The sequence below is a fragment of the Streptomyces sp. NPDC040589 genome (assembly GCF_055594445.1).
Map to the genome: position 1 here is coordinate 712,363 of NZ_JBVIWP010000003.1, position 16,646 is coordinate 729,008.

A 16,646-nucleotide genomic window follows, 5' to 3' on the forward strand; every position below is an offset into this window, starting at 1 on the left:
CCTACGATCCCCCTACTTCTCCTCCCCCTTCTCCCCCCCCCCCCCCCCCCACCCCACCCACCCCCCCCTTCCCCCCCACCCCCCCCCCCCCCCCCCCCCCCACCGCGTGTGGATCCCCGGGCCCGTCAGCCGCAGCTGCCGCTGATCCACTGGTGGGAGCGGACCTTGTACGTACCGGCCAGGTTGCCGCCGTGCTGCTGCCGGGTGCAGCCGACCCGGTCGCTGTAGTTGGCGCCCCGGTAGTAGGCGACGCCGCTGTAGTCGCCGGTGCCGGCGTTCCACACCGACTTCACGTTGGTCGTGGCGGCCCAGGAACACCTGACGGCGCCGCCCTGCCAGTCGGGGTCGGCCACGTCCCACGCGCACTTGCTGCCGGTGAAGTTGGCGCCGGTCCAGAAGCAGATGTGCCCACTCGCGCAGTCCACCGCCGCGGGAGCGGCCGGGGCGGCCGACGCGGAGGACGGCACGGCCAGCGTGGTGATCGCGGCGGCGCTGACGGCGAGGACCGCGAACAGCGGTGTGGTGCGGGAGTTCCTGCGGACGGAAAGGCGCATGAGCCTGGTCTCCTCGAGAGGTCGGGGCCGGTCGTTCGGACGGCCCGACGCTGGCAAGGCACGACCTGGCCGGGCAAGGACAGCGGGGGCGGCTGGGATGCCGGGACGGATGGGACGCCGGTCAACTGGCGCGTTCCGGAACCGTTGGGACGGCCATGGGATGCCTTTGGTGGCACAGTGGCGCTCCGAGACGCCCGACCAGCGTCCGTGGGGGTATCCAAGGGGGGAGACCCGATGTCCGCATGCCCAGAAACGGAGCGGTTCGCCGCGCTGTTGCGTTCGCTGAAGAGCCGGTCCGGGCTGAGTTACGAGGCACTCGCCAGGAAGTCCGGCCTGGCCGGTTCGACACTGCACCGCTACTGCCGTGGCACGTCGGTGCCCCAGGACTACGGCAGCGTCCACCGGCTGGCCACGGTCTGCGGCGCGACCCCGGAGGAACTCCGCACCCTGCACCGCTTGTGGGCCCTGGCGGACGCGGCGAGAACCGCGGCGGCCAGAGCCGAGGAAGAGGCGGCGACAGCGGAAGAGCGGCAGGAAGCACCTCAGGAAGCGGAAGAAGCGGAGGGCGGGGCAGAAGAGAAACCGGAACCCGGGAGCGAGGGGCGAGCGGTCCCTGACATCGCCGGGGTGCCCGACCCCGAACCGGCCCCCAAGCCCGCCGGCCGGTCCCGCCGGCGCCGCCTTCGCACCTCCGTGGTCACCGCCGCGATCCTCGCGGCCCTCAGCGTCTCCGCGTGGGCGCTGTACAGCGCCCGGACGCCGTCCGGAAGCGGCGGTGGCGGGCGCGGTTCCGGTGACGACCGGCCGTTGTTCTCGGCCAACTGCCCACCCGTGATCGCCATGGGCGAGCACGACGAGTGCGTGCGGGAGGTGCAGCGCCTGCTGCACGCCAAGGGCGCGGACATCGGCGTCGACGGCGACTTCGGGCCGCAGACCCTGCGCCGCGTCACCGCCTTCCAGGTGCTGGCCGGGATCCAGCCCAACGGCGTCGTCGGGGAACCCACCAAGAAGGCGCTGTACGCCTCACGGGTCCGGATGAGGGTGTGGTCGCAGGAGAAGGTGCGGCAGCGGGTCCGCGAGGTGTTCCCCGAGGCGCCGGACAAGGCGGTGGCCATCGCCGGCTGCCAGTCCTTCCTGGACCCGCTGCACATCCTCCCCAACACCAACGGCACCCGGAACTGGGGCCTGTTCCAGATCTCCGACGCCCGGCTGCGCGAACTGGGCGGTACCCCGCGTCAGGCGCTGGACCCGGAGTGGAACATCCAGGCCGCCAGACGGCTGTGGAGCCAGGACCGCGACTTCGGCGACTGGCCGCACTGCGCACGGGCCGCCGGAGCCACACCCCTCACAGCGACACGGCCACCGCGTTGAACGTCGTCTCCGGCGTCTGCGGGCTGGTGAAGCGGGCGTTGACGAGGTAGAGGCGGCTGCCGAAGCGGGCGGCGGTGGTGGGGACGTCGAAGCGGGGGTCGGTGATCGTCCTGGCCAGGGTGGCTGTGGTGGCCTTCTTGTCGAGGTCCCAGACGGTGATCTTGTTCAGGCGGTTCTGGACGACGTACAGGGTGCGGCCGAGAAGGACCAGGCCGTCGCCGTTGGTCACGTCGGTCCCGCCCACCAGCGTGACCTTGGTGGCGTGACCGGTCCGCAGGCCGACGTTGTACAGCTGACCCGCGTTGACGACGACCAGGCCGCGTCCGTCGGGGGTGGCGACCAGGCCGTTGGCACTGTTGGTCCCGGCCGGTGCCTGCACCCACTCGCCGGTGAGCGGGAGGGCGCGGACCTCGCCCTCGCGGCCGCGCGGGACGCCGTAGAGGACGGCGTCCCGGGAGTCGGTGAACCAGGCGCGGTCCCGGTGCAGGACGACGTCGTTGATGAAGGGGGCGGCGTTCCGGGTGAGCTGGTACGTGGTCAGCAGCTCACCGCTGCGCGCGTCGACGACCTTCGCGGTCCCTCCGGCGCCGCCCGCCACGTACAGCAGGCCGTCGCCGTCCAGCTTCAGGCCGATCGACGCGAGTCCGGTGCCGCCCTCGTGCAGGACCCCGCCCTCGCCGGTGCGCAGGTCGGTGCGGTAGATCGAGCCGTCGGCGCGTGAACCCATGTACGCGTACGGCCTGCTGCCTATGGTGATCCCCTCGGGGAGCCACCCGTCGGGCAGCGGGAACTCGCTCGGCCAGGCGGCGGCCCCGGGCGCGGCCTGTGCCGTGCCCGTGCCGGTGACCGCGAGGGCGGCGAGGGCCCCGCCGAGCACGGTCCGCCGGGACGGCTGGAAGTGGTTCCGAGTCATGAGCGCGCCTCCGTGGGAGGGAAGGTGGGGGTGTGACTCGATGAAACGCGAAGTACCCCGTGAACCGAACCCGGTTGGCGAACTCGACAGGAACCCGACAGAAGAAAGAGAAGAGACAGCAGAGACACCCCTCCGGAAGAGGGGTGTCTCAGTCCGATGCTCCTACGCGGTGCGCACCTGGTACGCCGTCACACGTACCTCCTCGTCGTCCAGGCACTGCCCGGACGCCAGGTCGAAGCGCTGCTTCAGCAGCGGCGAGGCGACGAACGGGCGGCCCTGGTGGGTGCCGGTCAGGCCGCGGGAGAGGACGGCGGCGCCGGTGAAGGGGTCGCGGTTGTCGATGGCGAACAGTTCGCCGGAGCGGTCGCGGAAGATCGCGGCCTGGTGTCCGTCCGGCAGCAGTGCCGCCACCCCGCGGCCCGGGAGCAGCGTGCTCAGGTCGCAGACCGTGAACCAGTCGCCGTCCAGGGAGAGTTCGATCTTCAGCTCGGTGGTCTCGGGTGCCAGGGTCATCGCTGGGCGCTTCCTTCCAGAACGTCGGCGGGTCGCATACCGATGGACAGCAGCGGCAGGTCGGGCTTCATCTGGTCGCGCTCGGGCACGAAGGCGACGACCGGGTCCGGGGTGTCCGGCGCGTTCACGAAGGACACGAACCGGGCCAGCTTCTCGGGGTCGTTGATGGTCTCGGCCCACTCGTCGCGGTAGTGCGCGACGTGCGCCCGCATCAGCTTCTCCAGCTCGTCGCAGATGCCGAGCGAGTCGTGGACGACGACGTCCCGTACGTGGTCGAGGCCGCCCGGGATCCGCTCCAGCCACGTCGAGGTGCGCTCCAGGCGGTCGGCCGTACGGATGTAGAACATCAGGAACCGGTCGATCAGGCGGACCAGTTCGGCGTCCGACAGGTCCTGGGCCAGGAGGTCCGCGTGGCGGGGGGTCGCGCCGCCGTTGCCGCCCACGTAGAGGTTCCAGCCGTTGGCCGTGGCGATCACGCCGAAGTCCTTCGACTGGGCCTCCGCGCACTCGCGCTGGCAGCCGGAGACCGCCGACTTGAGCTTGTGCGGCGACCTGAGCCCCCGGTAGCGCAGCTCCAGGTCGATCGCCATCTTCACCGAGTCCTGGACGCCGTAGCGGCACCAGGTCTGGCCGACGCAGGACTTCACCGTGCGCAGCGACTTGCCGTAGGCGTGGCCGGACTCGAAGCCGGCGTCGACCAGGCGGGCCCAGATCAGCGGGAGCTGTTCGACGCGGGCGCCGAACATGTCGATCCGCTGACCGCCGGTGATCTTCGTGTAGAGGCCGAAGTCGCGGGCGATCTCGCCGATGACGATCAGCTTCTCCGGGGCGATCTCGCCGCCGGGGATACGCGGCACGACCGAGTAGGAGCCGTTCTTCTGCAGGTTGGCCAGGAAGTGGTCGTTGGTGTCCTGGAGGGAGGCCTGCTCGCCGTCCAGGACGTAGCCGCTGGCGCCGATCGTCGGGGCGAGGGAGGCGATGATCGAGCCGACGGCCGGCTTGCAGACCTCGCAGCCGTCACCGCCCCGGGCCTCCTCGCGGCCGTGCCGGTCCAGCAGGTCCTGGAAGGTGGTGATGCGCAGGGCGTGGACGATCTCGTACAGCTCCTCGCGGGTCTGCCCGAAGCAGCCGCACAGGCCCTTGTCGACCTCGATGCCACTGGCCTCCAGCTCGGCGTTGACGAGCTGGCCGAGGACCTTGACGCAGGAGCCGCAGCCGGTACCGGCCTTGGTGCACTTCTTCACCTCGGGCACGGTCGTGCACTGGTGGTCGGTGACCGCGCCGCGGATCGTGCCCTTGGAGACGTTGTGGCAGGAGCAGACGATCGCGTCGTCCGGCAGCGCGGACGGGCCGAGCTGGACGGACTCCCCGGCGCCGGCGGGCAGCACCAGCGACTCGGGGGAGACCGGCGGGACCGAGCCGGTGAAGGCCTTCAGCGTGCCGTAGGCGTCCGCGTCGCCGACGAGGATGCCGCCGAGCAGCGTGCCGTCGCGGCCGATGACCAGCTTCTTGTACAGGCCGGAGCGGGAGTCGGAGTAGACGACGTCCAGGCAGTCCTCGGCGGTGCCGTGCGCGTCGCCGAAGGACGCCACGTCCACGCCGAGCAGCTTCAGCTTGGTGGACAGGTCGGCACCCGTGAAGGACGCCTCGTCGGCGGCGATCGTCGCGGCGGCCGTCTCGGCCTGCTCGTAACCGGGGGCGACCAGGCCGTACACCCGGCCGTCGGCGGCCAGTGCGCACTCGCCGATCGCGAACACGTGCGGGTCGTTGACCGTGCGGCACTGCTCGTCGACCGTGATGCCGCCGCGCTCGCCGACCGTCAGACCGCAGTCGCGGGCCAGCTGGTCGCGGGGGCGGACACCGGCGGAGAACACCACCAGGTCGGTGGCGAGTTCGGAGCCGTCGGACAGCTTCATGCCGGTGACGGCGCCGTCCTCGCCGGCCACGACCTCCTGCGTGCCCACGCCCGTGTGGACGCTCAGGCCCATCTCCTCGATGGTGCGCAGCAGGGCGGCGCCGCCGCCCTCGTCGACCTGCACCGGCATCAGCCGGGGCGCGAACTCCACGATGTGGGAGGTCAGTCCGAGTCCCTTGAGGGCACCGGCCGCCTCAAGGCCGAGCAGACCGCCGCCGACCACGGCACCCACCTGGGCGTTCTTCGCGTACTCCTCGATCGCGAGCAGGTCCTCGATCGTGCGGTAGACGAAACAGCCCTCGGCGTCCTTGCCCGGGACCGGCGGCACGAACGGGTAGGAGCCGGTGGCCAGGACCAGCACGTCGTAGTCGACGACGAGACCGGAGCGGGCGGTGACCCTGCGGGCCTCCCGGTCGACGGTCTCCGCCGGATCGCCCACGTACAGCTCGATGCCGTGGTCCTTGATGAACTCCATGTCCGTCATGGACAGGTCCTCGGGCGTCTTGCCCGAGAAGTACGAGGTGAGCTGGACGCGGTCGTACGCAGGGCGCGGCTCCTCACAGAGCACGACCACGCGGTGCGTGGCGGTCAGGCCGCGCTCGGCGAGCGCTTCGAGGAAGCGCTGGCCGACCATGCCGTGGCCGACGAGCACGATCGTGGGGGTGCCGGTGGACATCAGGAGCCTCCATCGTTGGTAAGCAGGTGGAGCAGAGGGCCGCCGTCGGAGGGGAGCGGCTCTGCTCCCTCCCAGGCGCGCGCGAGCGCGCCGACGGTGCCGAGTTCGCCGACGAGGACCCCGCCGACCAGGCGGTCGTCGCGGACGACGACCTTGCGGTAGGTGCCGCGGGTGGCGTCGGCGAGCTGGACGACGTCGTCGCCCGGGAGCGCCTCGGTCTCGCCGAACGCGGCGAGGTCGAAGGGGCTGTCGTGCCCCGTGAGCGTGAGCCGGGTCAGCGAACGCGTGCCGGTGTACCGGGCGGTCGCGTCACCGGCCAGCGACTCCGCGAGCGCGTCGGCCTGCTCGAGCGCCGGGGTGGCGAGGCCGTAGAGCACACCGTCGTGCTGGGCGCAGTCGCCGATCGCGTGGATGTACGGGTCGGAGGTGCGCAGCTCGTCGTCGACGACGACACCCTTGCGGATGTCGAGCCCGGCGGCCTGCGCGAGACCCACCCGGGGGCGGACACCGCAGGCGACGACCACCAGGTCGGCGTCGAGCGCGTACCCGTCGGCCATCTCCACCGAGCGGACCGCGCCGCCGACGCACCGCACGTCCCGTACGCGGCACTCGGTGTGCACTTCCACGCCCAGGTCGGTCAGGTGCCGCTTGACGAGCTTCGAGGCGGCCGGGTCGAGCTGGCGCTCCATGAGCCGCTCGGACTGCTGGGCGAGCACGACCTGGGCGCCGCGCAGGGCGAGCGCCCGGGCCGCGGAGACCCCGAGGAGCCCGCCGCCGATGACGACCGCACGCGCTCCCGGCCGGACCGCCTTGGACAGTCCCAGGCAGTCGTCCATGGTCCGGAAGGCGTGCACGCCCTCGGGCAGTTGGTGGTTCTCGGTGAACAGCCCGCGCAGCGGCGGCAGTACGGGGTTGGAACCGGTGGCCAGCACCAGCCGGTCGTATGCGATCACCGAACCGTCCGCGCACGCGACGGTCCGCCGCTCGCGGTCGATGCCGGTGACCCGGCCGCGGGTCAGCTCCGCGGGCGCGGGCAGGGCGATCACCTCGGGGCTGTACCGTCCGGCCAGCACTTCGGCGAGCAGCACCCGGTTGTAGGGCTGGTGCTCCTCCTCGCCGATCAGCAGCGCGGGCGTGCCGAGCTCACCGAGCCGCCGGGCGAGCCGTACGCCCGCGAGGCCGGTGCCGATCACCACCACACGCTCATTCGAGGTCATGTCCTTGAGCGTGCGGTGCCGGTGTTACCCGGCAGCATCACGTCTGTTTCCCACGGGGAACGCTGCCCTCAGCGGGGGCGGGGGCCGGATGTGAGGGTTCCTGAAGTGCGGTGACGGCGGACTGTGAGGGGCGCGCGGGGGCCTCGCATAGGGTCTCGATCATGCCCGACATATCGCTGACCATGATCGTCTTGCTCTGCCTCGCGGCGCTCGCCGCCGGATGGATCGACGCCGTGGTCGGCGGCGGCGGGCTCCTGCTGCTGCCGGTCCTGCTGCTCGGGCTGCCGTCGCACACACCCGCCGCGCACGCGCTCGGCACCAACAAGGCGGTCGCCATCGTCGGCACGACGGGCGCGGCGGTGACGTACGCCCGCAAGGCCCCGGTGGATGTGAGGACGGCGGTGCGCATCGGCCTCGCGGCCCTCGCCGGATCGTCCGCGGGGGCCTTCTTCGCGGCCGGGATGAGCACCGACGTCCTCAAGCCGGTGATCATGGTGGTGCTGCTCGCGGTGGCGGCCTTCGTGATCCTGCGGCCCGCCTTCGGCACGGCCCCCGCGACCGGCCCGGCCACTCGCCGCCAGATCCTCGCGGCGATCGGCCTCGCCGGCCTCGGCATCGGCTTCTACGACGGTCTCATCGGCCCCGGCACCGGCACCTTCCTGGTCCTCGCCCTCACCGCCGTCCTCCACCTCGACCTCGTCTCCGCCTCCGCCACGGCCAAGATCGTCAACTGCTGCACCAACGCGGGCGCGCTGGCCACCTTCGCCTGGCAGGGCGCGGTCCTGTGGCAACTGGCCGCCCTGATGGCCGTCTTCAACCTGGCGGGCGGCACCCTGGGCGCCCACACCGCCCTGAAGAAGGGCAGCGGCTTCGTCCGTGTGGTGCTGCTGACGGTGGTGTTCGCCCTGGTGGCGAACCTGGCGTACGAGCAGTGGGCGGCCTAGGCGGACGCCCCCGGCCGCAGATCCAGCAGCTCGATCGTCCCCGTCCCGCCCTCTTCGCCGTGCCCCTGGGCGAGGCGCCGCTCCATCAGGGCCATGTACGGGGTCAGCAACTCCGGGCTGACCCGCTGCTCCTCGGCCGTGTGCAGCAGTGTGGTGTTGCCCGCGACCTGCATCGCGAGGTTGGAGACGACGTTGCTGGTGTAGTCGCCGCTCTCCAGCTGGTCGGCGGTCTGGTGCACGGCCGGCGCCATCGCGGTCAGCCAGTCCGCGAGCAGCGGCGCGAAGTCCTTCGGCGCGATGTCCTCCGGGCGGATGAGCGCGAAGGCGTGGGTGATGCCCGCGAACATGCCGCTCATCGCGCTCAGCAGCGCCACGTCGTACAGCGCGGCGAAGCCCGGGTCGGCCCCGACCCAGCGGGTTCCGACCGGGACGGCGAGGGTGTCGCGGTGCTCCTCGAACAGCTCGGGGGAGCCGCTGTAGAGGACATAGCCTCCTGATTCCGGCTGCCCCACCATCGGCGGTACGGCCATGATCCCGCCGTCCAGGAAACGGGCGCCGCGGGCCTCGGCCCAGGCGGCGCGGGTACGGCCCTGGGCCGGGGTGCCCGTGGTGAGGTTCACCAGGTCCCGCCCCGTCAGGTCGGCCCCTTCCAGGGCGTCGCCCACGGAGGCGTCGTCGAGCAGGCAGGCGACCACGAGGCGGTTCGCGGCCACCGCCTCGGCGGCACTCGCGGCCACGGTCGCGCCCTCGGCGGCCAGGGCTTCGGCGCGGGCGGGGGTGCGGTTCCAGACGGTCACCGGGTGACCGGCGGCGAGCCAGGCGCGGGCGAGGGCGGTGCCCATGGCACCGGCGCCGAGGAGGGTGAGGGAGGTACGGGAAGCAACAGCGTTGTCGGTCATGGCGTTTAGGCTCGTCTCAAGGGAACGGCCTGCTCAAGTACGCACTTGGAAGTGGGTGGTTACCCCAGGGGAAGCATGCAGGCGGCAGCGGGGGAAGGGACTCGGGCATGGGGACGACGGCGCGGCGGCCGGGTGCGTACATCTGCGGGATCGACGCGGCGATGGACGTGATCGGCGGCAAGTGGAAGGTGCTCATCCTCTGGGCGCTGAACGAGCGGCCCTGCCGCTTCGGCGAACTGCGCCGGGAGCTGCCGGGCGTCACCGAGAAGGTGCTCGCCTCGCAGTTGCGGGAGATGGAGGCAGACGGCCTGGTGCATCGCGAGGCGTACGACGAGGTGCCGCCCCGCGTGGAGTACTCGCTGACGCCGCGGGGCGTGTCCCTGAACGAGGCCCTGGGACCTCTGGGAGCCTGGGGCAGGACCAACATCCTGGGCGGGTCACCGGCTCCCGGTCAGGTGCGCGAAGACGACCACGTTGCCCTGATAGCCGGTGGCCCGTGAGTAGCCGCCGCCGCAGGTGATGACCCGCAGCTCGGGTCGGCGGGCGGGGCCGTAGACCTTCCGGTCGGGGAAGTCCTTCGCGGCGTACGCCTCGACGGCGTCCACGGTGAACACGGCGACCCTGCCGTCGCGCCGGTCCACCTCGATCGTGCTGCCCTTGGTCAGGGCGCCCAGGCCGTAGAAGACGGCGGGGCCGTCGGCGTTGTCGACATGGCCGGCGACGATCGCGGTGCCCCGCTCACCGGGGGTGGTGCCGGCCTCGTACCAGCCGGCGAGGTTCGCGCGCGCGGCGGGCGGTGCGTCCAGGCTGCCGGTCCTCGTCAGGCCGAGCCCGGTCAGGGGCGCGTTCACGCGGATCGCCGGGATGCGGATGCGGTCGGGCGGCGAGGGCGGCAGCGCGGGCGCGGCATGCCGCTCACCGGCCCGGCCGGCCTGCCCGTCTTGCCGCTCCTGCCCGTCCTGCTCCTCCTGCCCGTCCTGACCCGCGCGGGCCTGGGCGAGGGACGGCTGGGGCGGGGCGTGCGTCTCGGCGCCGTTGCGCAGCAGCCATGCCCCGGAGCACAGGGCGAACACCGTGACGGCCGCCATGGCGGCGTTGGCCGGGTTGCCGAGCGTGCTGCCGTACCTGGGGAATCTGCGCATGGCCCACCCTTTCCTGATCACCCCTCTGCGTTCCAGGAGCCCTGCGGGCCCCGTGCCCCCCTCCGGGCCGCGAGGGGCGTCGGACCCGGAGGGGGAGGGGACATGCGGTACCGGCGACGGACAGCGGAGGGTGTCCGTCAGATCCCGTCGCCTCTCGCCCGGCGATGCAGGAGCCAGGTACCGCCCGCGGCGGCGACGGCGAGAGCCGCCACACCGGCCGCGGTCTGCACGGGATCGGCGCCCAGGGCGCCGCCGACCCCCGTCTTCACACTCCCCCTGGGAGGTACCTGCTGGCGCACGGACGTCAGCGTGACCACCAGGTCACCCGTGACCAGCCGGCCGCTCCCGGTGCACGTCGCGGTGATCTCGTACGTTCCCGGCTGCGCGCTCGGCGGCACCCTGAACCGTCCCGTCGCGTCCTGCTCGTCCGGGCCCGGGACCAGGCTGAGGGAACCGGCCCCGACCGCGCTGGCGTCACCCGTCGCCGTGCCGCCGTCGCCGCAGGCCGCCGTGCGCACGGTGACCTCGCCGCCCGGGATCACCGAGGAGGGGGAGACCTCCAGGCCGCCGGCGGCGCCGTACGCGGGGGCGGCGGCGAGGGCCGCGGCGGCGACGGCGAGCGCGGTGCCGGTCAGCGGCCGGGCGGTACGTCGCATCGGTGCTCCTTCGAGCGGTTCGTTCGTGCACCTGCCCTTCCGAGGTAACGGGCAGCGCGGCGACCGCGCTTTCTGATGGGGTGTCAGAATTGGGGTGAATGGGTGTCAGGGGGTGCGTCGCCCGACGGCCACTCGGGGGTGTTTGGGCAGGTCAGGGACGTTCTGTGGGCAGGTCCCGGAAAAGCCCGCCGAGCACGTGTGAACGGGTGACCCGGGCATGGGGGCGCATCCGGGCTTGACCTCAACAAAAGTTGAGGTACGAGGCTGTGCCGCATGAACTCAGCCGTTACGCACGCACCCGCCGCCGCCCGGTCCACGACCCGGCCCCTCCACGTCACCCTCGTCGTCGGCAGCAACCGCCACGGCCGCTTCGGCCCTGTCGTCGCCGACTGGCTCCTCGACCATCTCCGGAACCGGGACGACCTGGTCATCGAGGTCGTCGACGTGGCCGAAACCGACCTGCCGATGTCCTTCGAGCGCACCCCCGACGCGACCGCCACCCTCTCCGGCATCACCCCGAAACTGGCCCGCGCGGACGCCTTCGTCGTCCTCACCCCCGAGTACAACCACTCCTACCCGGCGGGCCTGAAGAACCTCGTCGACTGGCACTTCGCCGAGTGGCGGGCCAAGCCGGTCGCCCTCGTCTCCTACGGTGGCCTGTCCGGCGGCCTGCGCGCGGTGGAGCACCTCCGCCAGGTCTTCGCCGAACTCCACGCCGTGACGGTCCGCGACACCGTCTCCTTCCACAACGCCGGCGCGTCCTTCGACGACGGGGGCGCCCTACGGGACCCCACGGGCCCGGACGCCGCGGCGAAGACCATGCTGGACCAACTGGTGTGGTGGGGCGAGGCGTTGCGAGAGGCGAGGGCGGCCCGCCCGTACGCGGACTGACGGGTCGCCCGCTACCGGCCCCGGGGCGTGACCTGCCTCGGCGCCCCCGCAGCGCGTGCCGCACCCGCCCGCCCCGCTGCTGCCGAGGCCGCCGCGCTCTCGCCGCGCCCCGGGGTCCATCCGCGTGCCCGGCCCGCCTTGGGCGCGCTGCCACCCCCGGACCTGCCGAGGGCGCCGCGCTCTCGCCGCGCCCGGGGTCCATCCGCGAGCGCGGCCGCCTCGGGCGCTGCCGACCCCGGACACCGTGATCACGACTGGCCTCGGCGCCTGGATGGCTGCATCGCCCGCGTCGGCCCGCTCATCTCTCCGGGCGCTGCGGTCGCGACCTGCCCTGCGCCGCCCGACTCGCCTGCGATGGGCCGTGGGCGGCGCGGTCTCGACCCGCCTCGGGGTTCGTTCGTGTCCGCGGCCTGCCTCATGCGCTGCCTGCGTCCGACCCGCTGCCGGCCAGGGGCGTCGCGGCCGCGACAGGCCCCGGCGTCTGCGTGCCCACCTCGCCTGTGTCGGCCCGCTGCTGTCCTTGGGCGTCGCGGCCGCGACCCGCCCGACGCCCCCACCCTCGCGCCGTCGCCCGCCTCCGCCCCGCTACCGACTGAGGACATCGCGGCTACGACCACCCCGGCGCCCCCGGCACATCCACCGCCCGCATCCCCTCACCCCCGCCCCCGCCAATCCCCGCCCGCGATCCGCCTCCCCCCGGCCCGAAGCCGCGAGGCCACGGCCGGTCCGGCGACGTACACCCAGGCCCGGACCGCCGCCCCGTCCGCGTTCCTCACGATCTTCCGTTCGACGCGCACATACAGGCTGCGGGGATCCCCCGGTACGTAGTCCTCCAGCCGGTCCAGCTCCGCGAGCAGCGCCCCGTACGCCTCCGGCGGCGCGGTGACCAGCTCCCCGTTCACCTCGCCGCCACCCGGCTCCTCGACCGCGTAGGGATAGCCCGGCCCGGCGTACAGCACCGCGTCCGCGAGGCGGCCCGGTTCCTCGGAGCGGGTGCGGCCGCGCAGGAAGAGGTCGTGGTTGACCTCGCCGGGGCGGAGCGTGCCGTAGACGAAGAAAGGGAGGGTCACAGGAACGATTCTGCACCCACACACACCTGCACAACGGGCCTATGGACATGCCAGGTCCGAGCCGCCTTAACTCGCGGTCAACATCAACGCCGCCCCCGGTCGACCCCACGCGACCGGGTGCGCCCGTATGAGGAGACCGATGAGTCGGATACGTCCCGTCCGAGGTTCCCGTCTCGCCACCGCAGGCGTGGCCGCCACCGGCATCGGCGCCCTGGTGGCCGCCGTACTCTCACCCACCGCCCAGGCGGACGAACGGCCGACCCGGTCCGAGGCGGTCGAGAGTGCGGAGACGGTCCTCGCCGACCGGGCCGCCGAACTGGGCCTCGGCTCGGCCCAGGAGACGAAGGTCCGGGACGTGGTCGTCGACAAGGACGGTACCCAGCACGTCCGCTACGACCGCACCTACCACCGACTCCCGGTCCTCGGCGGCGACTTCGTACTCCACCTGAACCCGGACGGCACGTACCGCAGCGCGAACCGCGCTACGAAGTCCGCGCTGTCCATAGCCGACGTCACCCCGAAGGTGACCGCCCCGAAGGCCGCCGACCTGGCCGCGAGCCTGCTGCGCGCCGCACACCTCGGCGAGACCCTGAAGAAGCTGACCGCCAAGCCGCGCCTGGTCGTCGACGCCCTGCACGGCGCCCCGAAGCTGGCCTGGCAGACCGACGCGGTCGCGCACGACGGACTCGGCAACCCCGTCGGGCAAACCGTGCTGACCGACGCGACCACCGGCGACCGGATCGACGCCTGGGACACCATGGAGACGGTGTCGGGCGACGGCAAGTCCCTCTACGGCGGCACGGTTCCGCTGGAGACGACCAAGTCCGGGTCGTCGTACCGGCTGAAGGACCCGACCCGTGGCGGCACGTACACCGGCGACGCGGAGAACAAGACGGACCGGTGCCTGCTGACGGTCTGCGTGACCCGCGCCCCCGCGACGCTCTTCACCGACGCGGACAACCACTGGGCCACGGGCCAGACCTCCGACCGCGCCACGGTGGCGGTGGACGCGCAGTACGGCACGGACGTCACCTGGGACTACTACAAGAACGTCCACGGCCGCAGCGGCATAGCCGGCGACGGCAAGGGCTCGTTCAACCGCGTCCACTACGGCAAGAACTACAACAACGCCTTCTGGGACGACAACTGCTTCTGCATGACGTACGGCGACGGCGACGGCAAGCAGCTCGGTCCGCTGGTCTCGCTGGACGTGGCCGGGCACGAGATGTCCCACGGTGTCACCTCGAAGACGGCGGCGCTGACGTACTCGGGCGAGTCCGGCGGACTGAACGAGGCCACGTCGGACATCTTCGGCACGCTGGTCGAGTTCCATGCGAACAACGCCAAGGACCCCGGTGACTGGCTCATCGGCGAGAAGGTCGTCCGCTCCGGGCTCGGCCGGGAGGCCCTGCGCCGCATGGACAAGCCGTCGAAGGACGGCAAGTCCGCCGACTGCTGGAGCGACAAGGTCGCCGACCTCGACGTGCATTACTCCTCGGGCGTCGGCAACCACTTCGCGTACCTGCTCGCGGAGGGCAGCGGCACCAAGACGATCAACGGCGTCAGCCACTCCTCCCCGACCTGCGACGGCGCCACGGTCAAGGGCATCGGCAAGGCCAAGCTGGGCAAGATCTGGTACCGCGCCCTGACGGTCTACATGACCTCCTCGACCGACTACGCGGCTGCCCGCAAGGCGACCCTGAACGCGGCGAAGGACCTCTACGGCAGCGGCAGCACGGAGCAGAAGGCCGTGGCCGCGGCCTGGAGCGCCGTCGACGTGGGCTGAACCGCCCCCTCACGACACTCGGTGGTGTCCGCAGTTCGGGTGCGGACACCACCGAGGCCTGTGCCGGAGTGTTCCGCTCCGCTACTCCCAGACCACCACGTTGCGCCGCACCGGCACGGACGAGGAACCGGTGGCGAAGAGCTCGGGTGAGTGGGCCCGGATGCGCTCGATGTCGCTGAAGACGGCGCGCAGATGCGTACGCATGGCGGTGCGGGCCAGTGCGAGATCGCCGCTGACGACCGCGTCGAAGATCTCCTGGTGCTGGTCGGCGAAGACCGCGGGGGAGACGTTCTCATGCAGGCCCAGTCGCCGGGCCCGGTCCAGGTGGCCCTTGGCCGCGGCGACCGTGGTCCACACGTTCCCGTGGCCGCCCAGCCGCATCAGGCCGTGGTGGAAGGCCTCGTCCAGTTCGAAGAACTCCTCCAGGCTCAGCCGCGTGCGCTGCTGACGCCCGAGGTTGTCCCGCAGCTCCGCCACGACCGACGCGTCCAGCTCGGACGGCAGGGCGTCCAGTGAGGCCAGTTCGACGGCCTCCCGCAGGAACTGCGCGTCCGCGACCTGCGCCGGGTCCACCCGGGACACGAACGACCCGATCTTGGGGAAGATCTGCACCAGTCCGTCCTGGGCCAGCAGGATCAGGCTCTCCCGCACCGGTGTGCGGCTCACTCCGAGGGACGCGGCCAGCTCGTTCTCCGACAGAGCGGCGCCCGGGGGGAGTTCGAGGGTCAGCACCATCTGGCGGAGCTTCAGGTAGATGGAGCGCCGGCTGGTCCGCCGGTTCGTCTGGGCCATGTGCACATCCTACGTATCGAAGCGAGGGTATTGCTCCCCTGTTCGACAGATGCTTGTATACAAGCACTGCACGACAGGGAAGGAGAGCCCTCAGTGAGCACCATCGAGCGCGTCGAGGTCTTCGTCGCCTCCCCGGGCCGCACGTTCGTCACCCTGCGCGTCACCACCTCGGACGGCGTGACCGGCCTCGGCGACGCCACGCTCAACGGGCGCGAGCTGGCCGTGGCGAGCTATCTGCGCGACCACCTCGCCCCGCTGCTGATCGGCCGCGACCCGGCGCGGATCGAGGACACCTGGCAGTACCTCTACAAGGGCGCCTACTGGCGGCGCGGCCCGGTCACCATGACGGCCATCGCCGCCGTCGACACGGCCCTGTGGGACATCAAGGGCAAGACCGCCGGACTCCCCGTGTACGAGCTGCTCGGCGGCCGGTCCCGGGACGGCGTCCTGGTCTACTCGCACGCCAGCGGCACGGACGTGCCCTCTCTCCTCGACGACGTCGAGCGCTATCTGGAGCTCGGCTACAAGGCCGTGCGCGCCCAGGCGGCCGTCCCGGACGTCGGCGGCACCTACGGCGTCCGCAAGGGCAAGGTCTACGAACCCGCCGCGACCGACCTGCCCGACGAGCAGCCCTGGGACACCGAGGCCTACCTCGGCTTCGCCCCGACGTACCTGGAGGCCGTACGGGAGCGCTTCGGCTTCGGTTTCCACCTCCTGCACGACGTGCACCACCGGCTGACGCCGATCGAGGCGGCCCGCTTCGGCAAGAGCGTCGAGGCCTGCCGGCTGTTCTGGATGGAGGACCCGACGCCCGCCGAGAACCAGGAGGCGTTCCGGCTGATACGGCAGCACACCACGACGCCGATCGCCGTCGGCGAGGTGTTCAACTCCATCTGGGACGTCCAGCACCTCATCACCGAGCAGCTCATCGACTACGTGCGCACCACCGTGGTCCACGCGGGCGGCATCACCCACCTGCGCCGGATCTTCGACCTCGCCGCGCTCTACCACGTACGCACCGGCTCGCACGGCGCCACCGACCTCTCCCCGGTCAGCATGGCCGCGGCCGTGCACCTCGACCTCGCCGTGCCGAACTTCGGCATCCAGGAGCACATGGGCCACCCCGACGAGGCCGCCGAGGTGTTCCGCACGGGCGTCACCTTCGCCGACGGCATGCTGCACCCCTCGGACGAGCCGGGCCTCGGGGTCGAGTACGACGAGAAGGCCGCCGAACGCTTCCCGTACCAGCGGCGCTATCTCCCGGTCGCCCGCCGTCTCGACGGCTCGGTGCACGACTGGTGAGCGGC

Annotated in this window: 16 protein-coding genes; 6 read left to right on the forward strand and 10 right to left on the reverse strand. The window is 72.1% G+C overall.

Translation table 11 applies throughout. The annotated features are described in order from the left end of the window. Nucleotides 1–125: 125 nt before the first annotated feature. Nucleotides 126–554: a peptidase inhibitor family I36 protein gene (locus ACZ58V_RS15715; protein ID WP_468191535.1), complete on the reverse strand. Its 429-nt coding sequence runs from the start codon at nt 552–554 to the stop codon at nt 126–128. A gap of 234 nt (nt 555–788) precedes the next feature. On the opposite strand from ACZ58V_RS15715, the gene ACZ58V_RS15720 reads away from it, so the two are divergent. After that, nucleotides 789–1,925, forward strand: a complete 1,137-nt coding sequence (locus ACZ58V_RS15720) for a helix-turn-helix domain-containing protein (protein ID WP_471290394.1) — start codon at nt 789–791, stop codon at nt 1,923–1,925. On the opposite strand, the gene ACZ58V_RS15725 is transcribed toward ACZ58V_RS15720, so the two are convergent. From ACZ58V_RS15725 to ACZ58V_RS15740, 4 genes are all read right to left on the reverse strand, one after another. After that, complete coding sequence (locus tag ACZ58V_RS15725; protein ID WP_471290395.1) at nt 1,900–2,838, reverse strand: SMP-30/gluconolactonase/LRE family protein; 939 nt, start codon at nt 2,836–2,838, stop codon at nt 1,900–1,902. The genes ACZ58V_RS15720 and ACZ58V_RS15725 overlap by 26 nt on opposite strands. Nucleotides 2,839–3,000: 162 nt before the next feature. Then, nucleotides 3,001–3,351 (reverse strand): nitrite reductase small subunit NirD, encoded by a 351-nt coding sequence (gene nirD, locus ACZ58V_RS15730; RefSeq protein WP_261682995.1) that lies wholly within the window; start codon nt 3,349–3,351, stop codon nt 3,001–3,003. Then, a complete protein-coding gene (nirB, locus tag ACZ58V_RS15735) occupies nt 3,348–5,942 on the reverse strand; it encodes a nitrite reductase large subunit NirB (protein ID WP_471290396.1) in 2,595 nt (864 codons plus the stop codon). Before nirB ends, nirD begins: the two co-directional genes overlap by 4 nt. After that, nucleotides 5,942–7,159: an NAD(P)/FAD-dependent oxidoreductase gene (locus tag ACZ58V_RS15740; protein WP_468191523.1), complete on the reverse strand. Its 1,218-nt coding sequence runs from the start codon at nt 7,157–7,159 to the stop codon at nt 5,942–5,944. The genes nirB and ACZ58V_RS15740 overlap by 1 nt, the downstream gene beginning before the upstream one ends. A 161-nt stretch (nt 7,160–7,320) precedes the next feature. Here ACZ58V_RS15740 and ACZ58V_RS15745 point away from each other — a divergent pair, with 161 nt between their 5' ends. After that, a complete protein-coding gene (locus ACZ58V_RS15745; RefSeq protein ID WP_468191520.1) occupies nt 7,321–8,103 on the forward strand; it encodes a sulfite exporter TauE/SafE family protein in 783 nt (260 codons plus the stop codon). On the opposite strand, the gene ACZ58V_RS15750 is transcribed toward ACZ58V_RS15745, so the two are convergent. Beyond that, a complete protein-coding gene (locus ACZ58V_RS15750; protein ID WP_471290397.1) occupies nt 8,100–9,002 on the reverse strand; it encodes an NAD(P)-dependent oxidoreductase in 903 nt (300 codons plus the stop codon). The two genes, ACZ58V_RS15745 and ACZ58V_RS15750, sit on opposite strands and share 4 nt — an antisense overlap. A gap of 107 nt (nt 9,003–9,109) precedes the next feature. Between ACZ58V_RS15750 and ACZ58V_RS15755 the strand changes: the two genes are divergently transcribed. Further along, nucleotides 9,110–9,502, forward strand: coding sequence for a winged helix-turn-helix transcriptional regulator (locus ACZ58V_RS15755; RefSeq protein WP_468191514.1), 393 nt, complete (start codon nt 9,110–9,112; stop codon nt 9,500–9,502). Here ACZ58V_RS15755 and ACZ58V_RS15760 read toward each other — a convergent pair. Together ACZ58V_RS15760 and ACZ58V_RS15765 are read right to left on the reverse strand one after the other, a co-directional pair. After that, nucleotides 9,440–10,144 (reverse strand): class F sortase, encoded by a 705-nt coding sequence (locus ACZ58V_RS15760; RefSeq protein ID WP_471290398.1) that lies wholly within the window; start codon nt 10,142–10,144, stop codon nt 9,440–9,442. The genes ACZ58V_RS15755 and ACZ58V_RS15760 overlap by 63 nt on opposite strands. Nucleotides 10,145–10,281: 137 nt before the next feature. After that, nucleotides 10,282–10,800 carry a hypothetical protein gene (locus ACZ58V_RS15765; protein WP_468191508.1) on the reverse strand — a complete coding sequence of 173 codons (519 nt, stop codon included), beginning with the start codon at nt 10,798–10,800 and terminating at the stop codon, nt 10,282–10,284. Nucleotides 10,801–11,073: 273 nt separating this feature from the next. On the opposite strand from ACZ58V_RS15765, the gene ACZ58V_RS15770 reads away from it, so the two are divergent. Further along, nucleotides 11,074–11,691, forward strand: coding sequence for an NADPH-dependent FMN reductase (locus tag ACZ58V_RS15770; protein ID WP_468191505.1), 618 nt, complete (start codon nt 11,074–11,076; stop codon nt 11,689–11,691). Between the two features lie 653 nt (nt 11,692–12,344). Here ACZ58V_RS15770 and ACZ58V_RS15775 read toward each other — a convergent pair. After that, nucleotides 12,345–12,761, reverse strand: coding sequence for a gamma-glutamylcyclotransferase family protein (locus ACZ58V_RS15775; RefSeq protein ID WP_468191502.1), 417 nt, complete (start codon nt 12,759–12,761; stop codon nt 12,345–12,347). A gap of 139 nt (nt 12,762–12,900) precedes the next feature. Between ACZ58V_RS15775 and ACZ58V_RS15780 the strand changes: the two genes are divergently transcribed. Continuing rightward, nucleotides 12,901–14,547, forward strand: a complete 1,647-nt coding sequence (locus ACZ58V_RS15780; RefSeq protein ID WP_471290400.1) for a M4 family metallopeptidase — start codon at nt 12,901–12,903, stop codon at nt 14,545–14,547. 81 nt (nt 14,548–14,628) lie between these two features. Here ACZ58V_RS15780 and ACZ58V_RS15785 read toward each other — a convergent pair whose 3' ends face one another. Continuing rightward, a complete protein-coding gene (locus tag ACZ58V_RS15785; protein ID WP_359896119.1) occupies nt 14,629–15,339 on the reverse strand; it encodes a GntR family transcriptional regulator in 711 nt (236 codons plus the stop codon). A 93-nt stretch (nt 15,340–15,432) separates the two neighbouring features. Here ACZ58V_RS15785 and manD point away from each other — a divergent pair, with 93 nt between their 5' ends. Further along, nucleotides 15,433–16,641 (forward strand): D-mannonate dehydratase ManD, encoded by a 1,209-nt coding sequence (gene manD / locus ACZ58V_RS15790; protein ID WP_468191493.1) that lies wholly within the window; start codon nt 15,433–15,435, stop codon nt 16,639–16,641. The last annotated feature ends 5 nt before the right edge of the window (nt 16,642–16,646 follow it).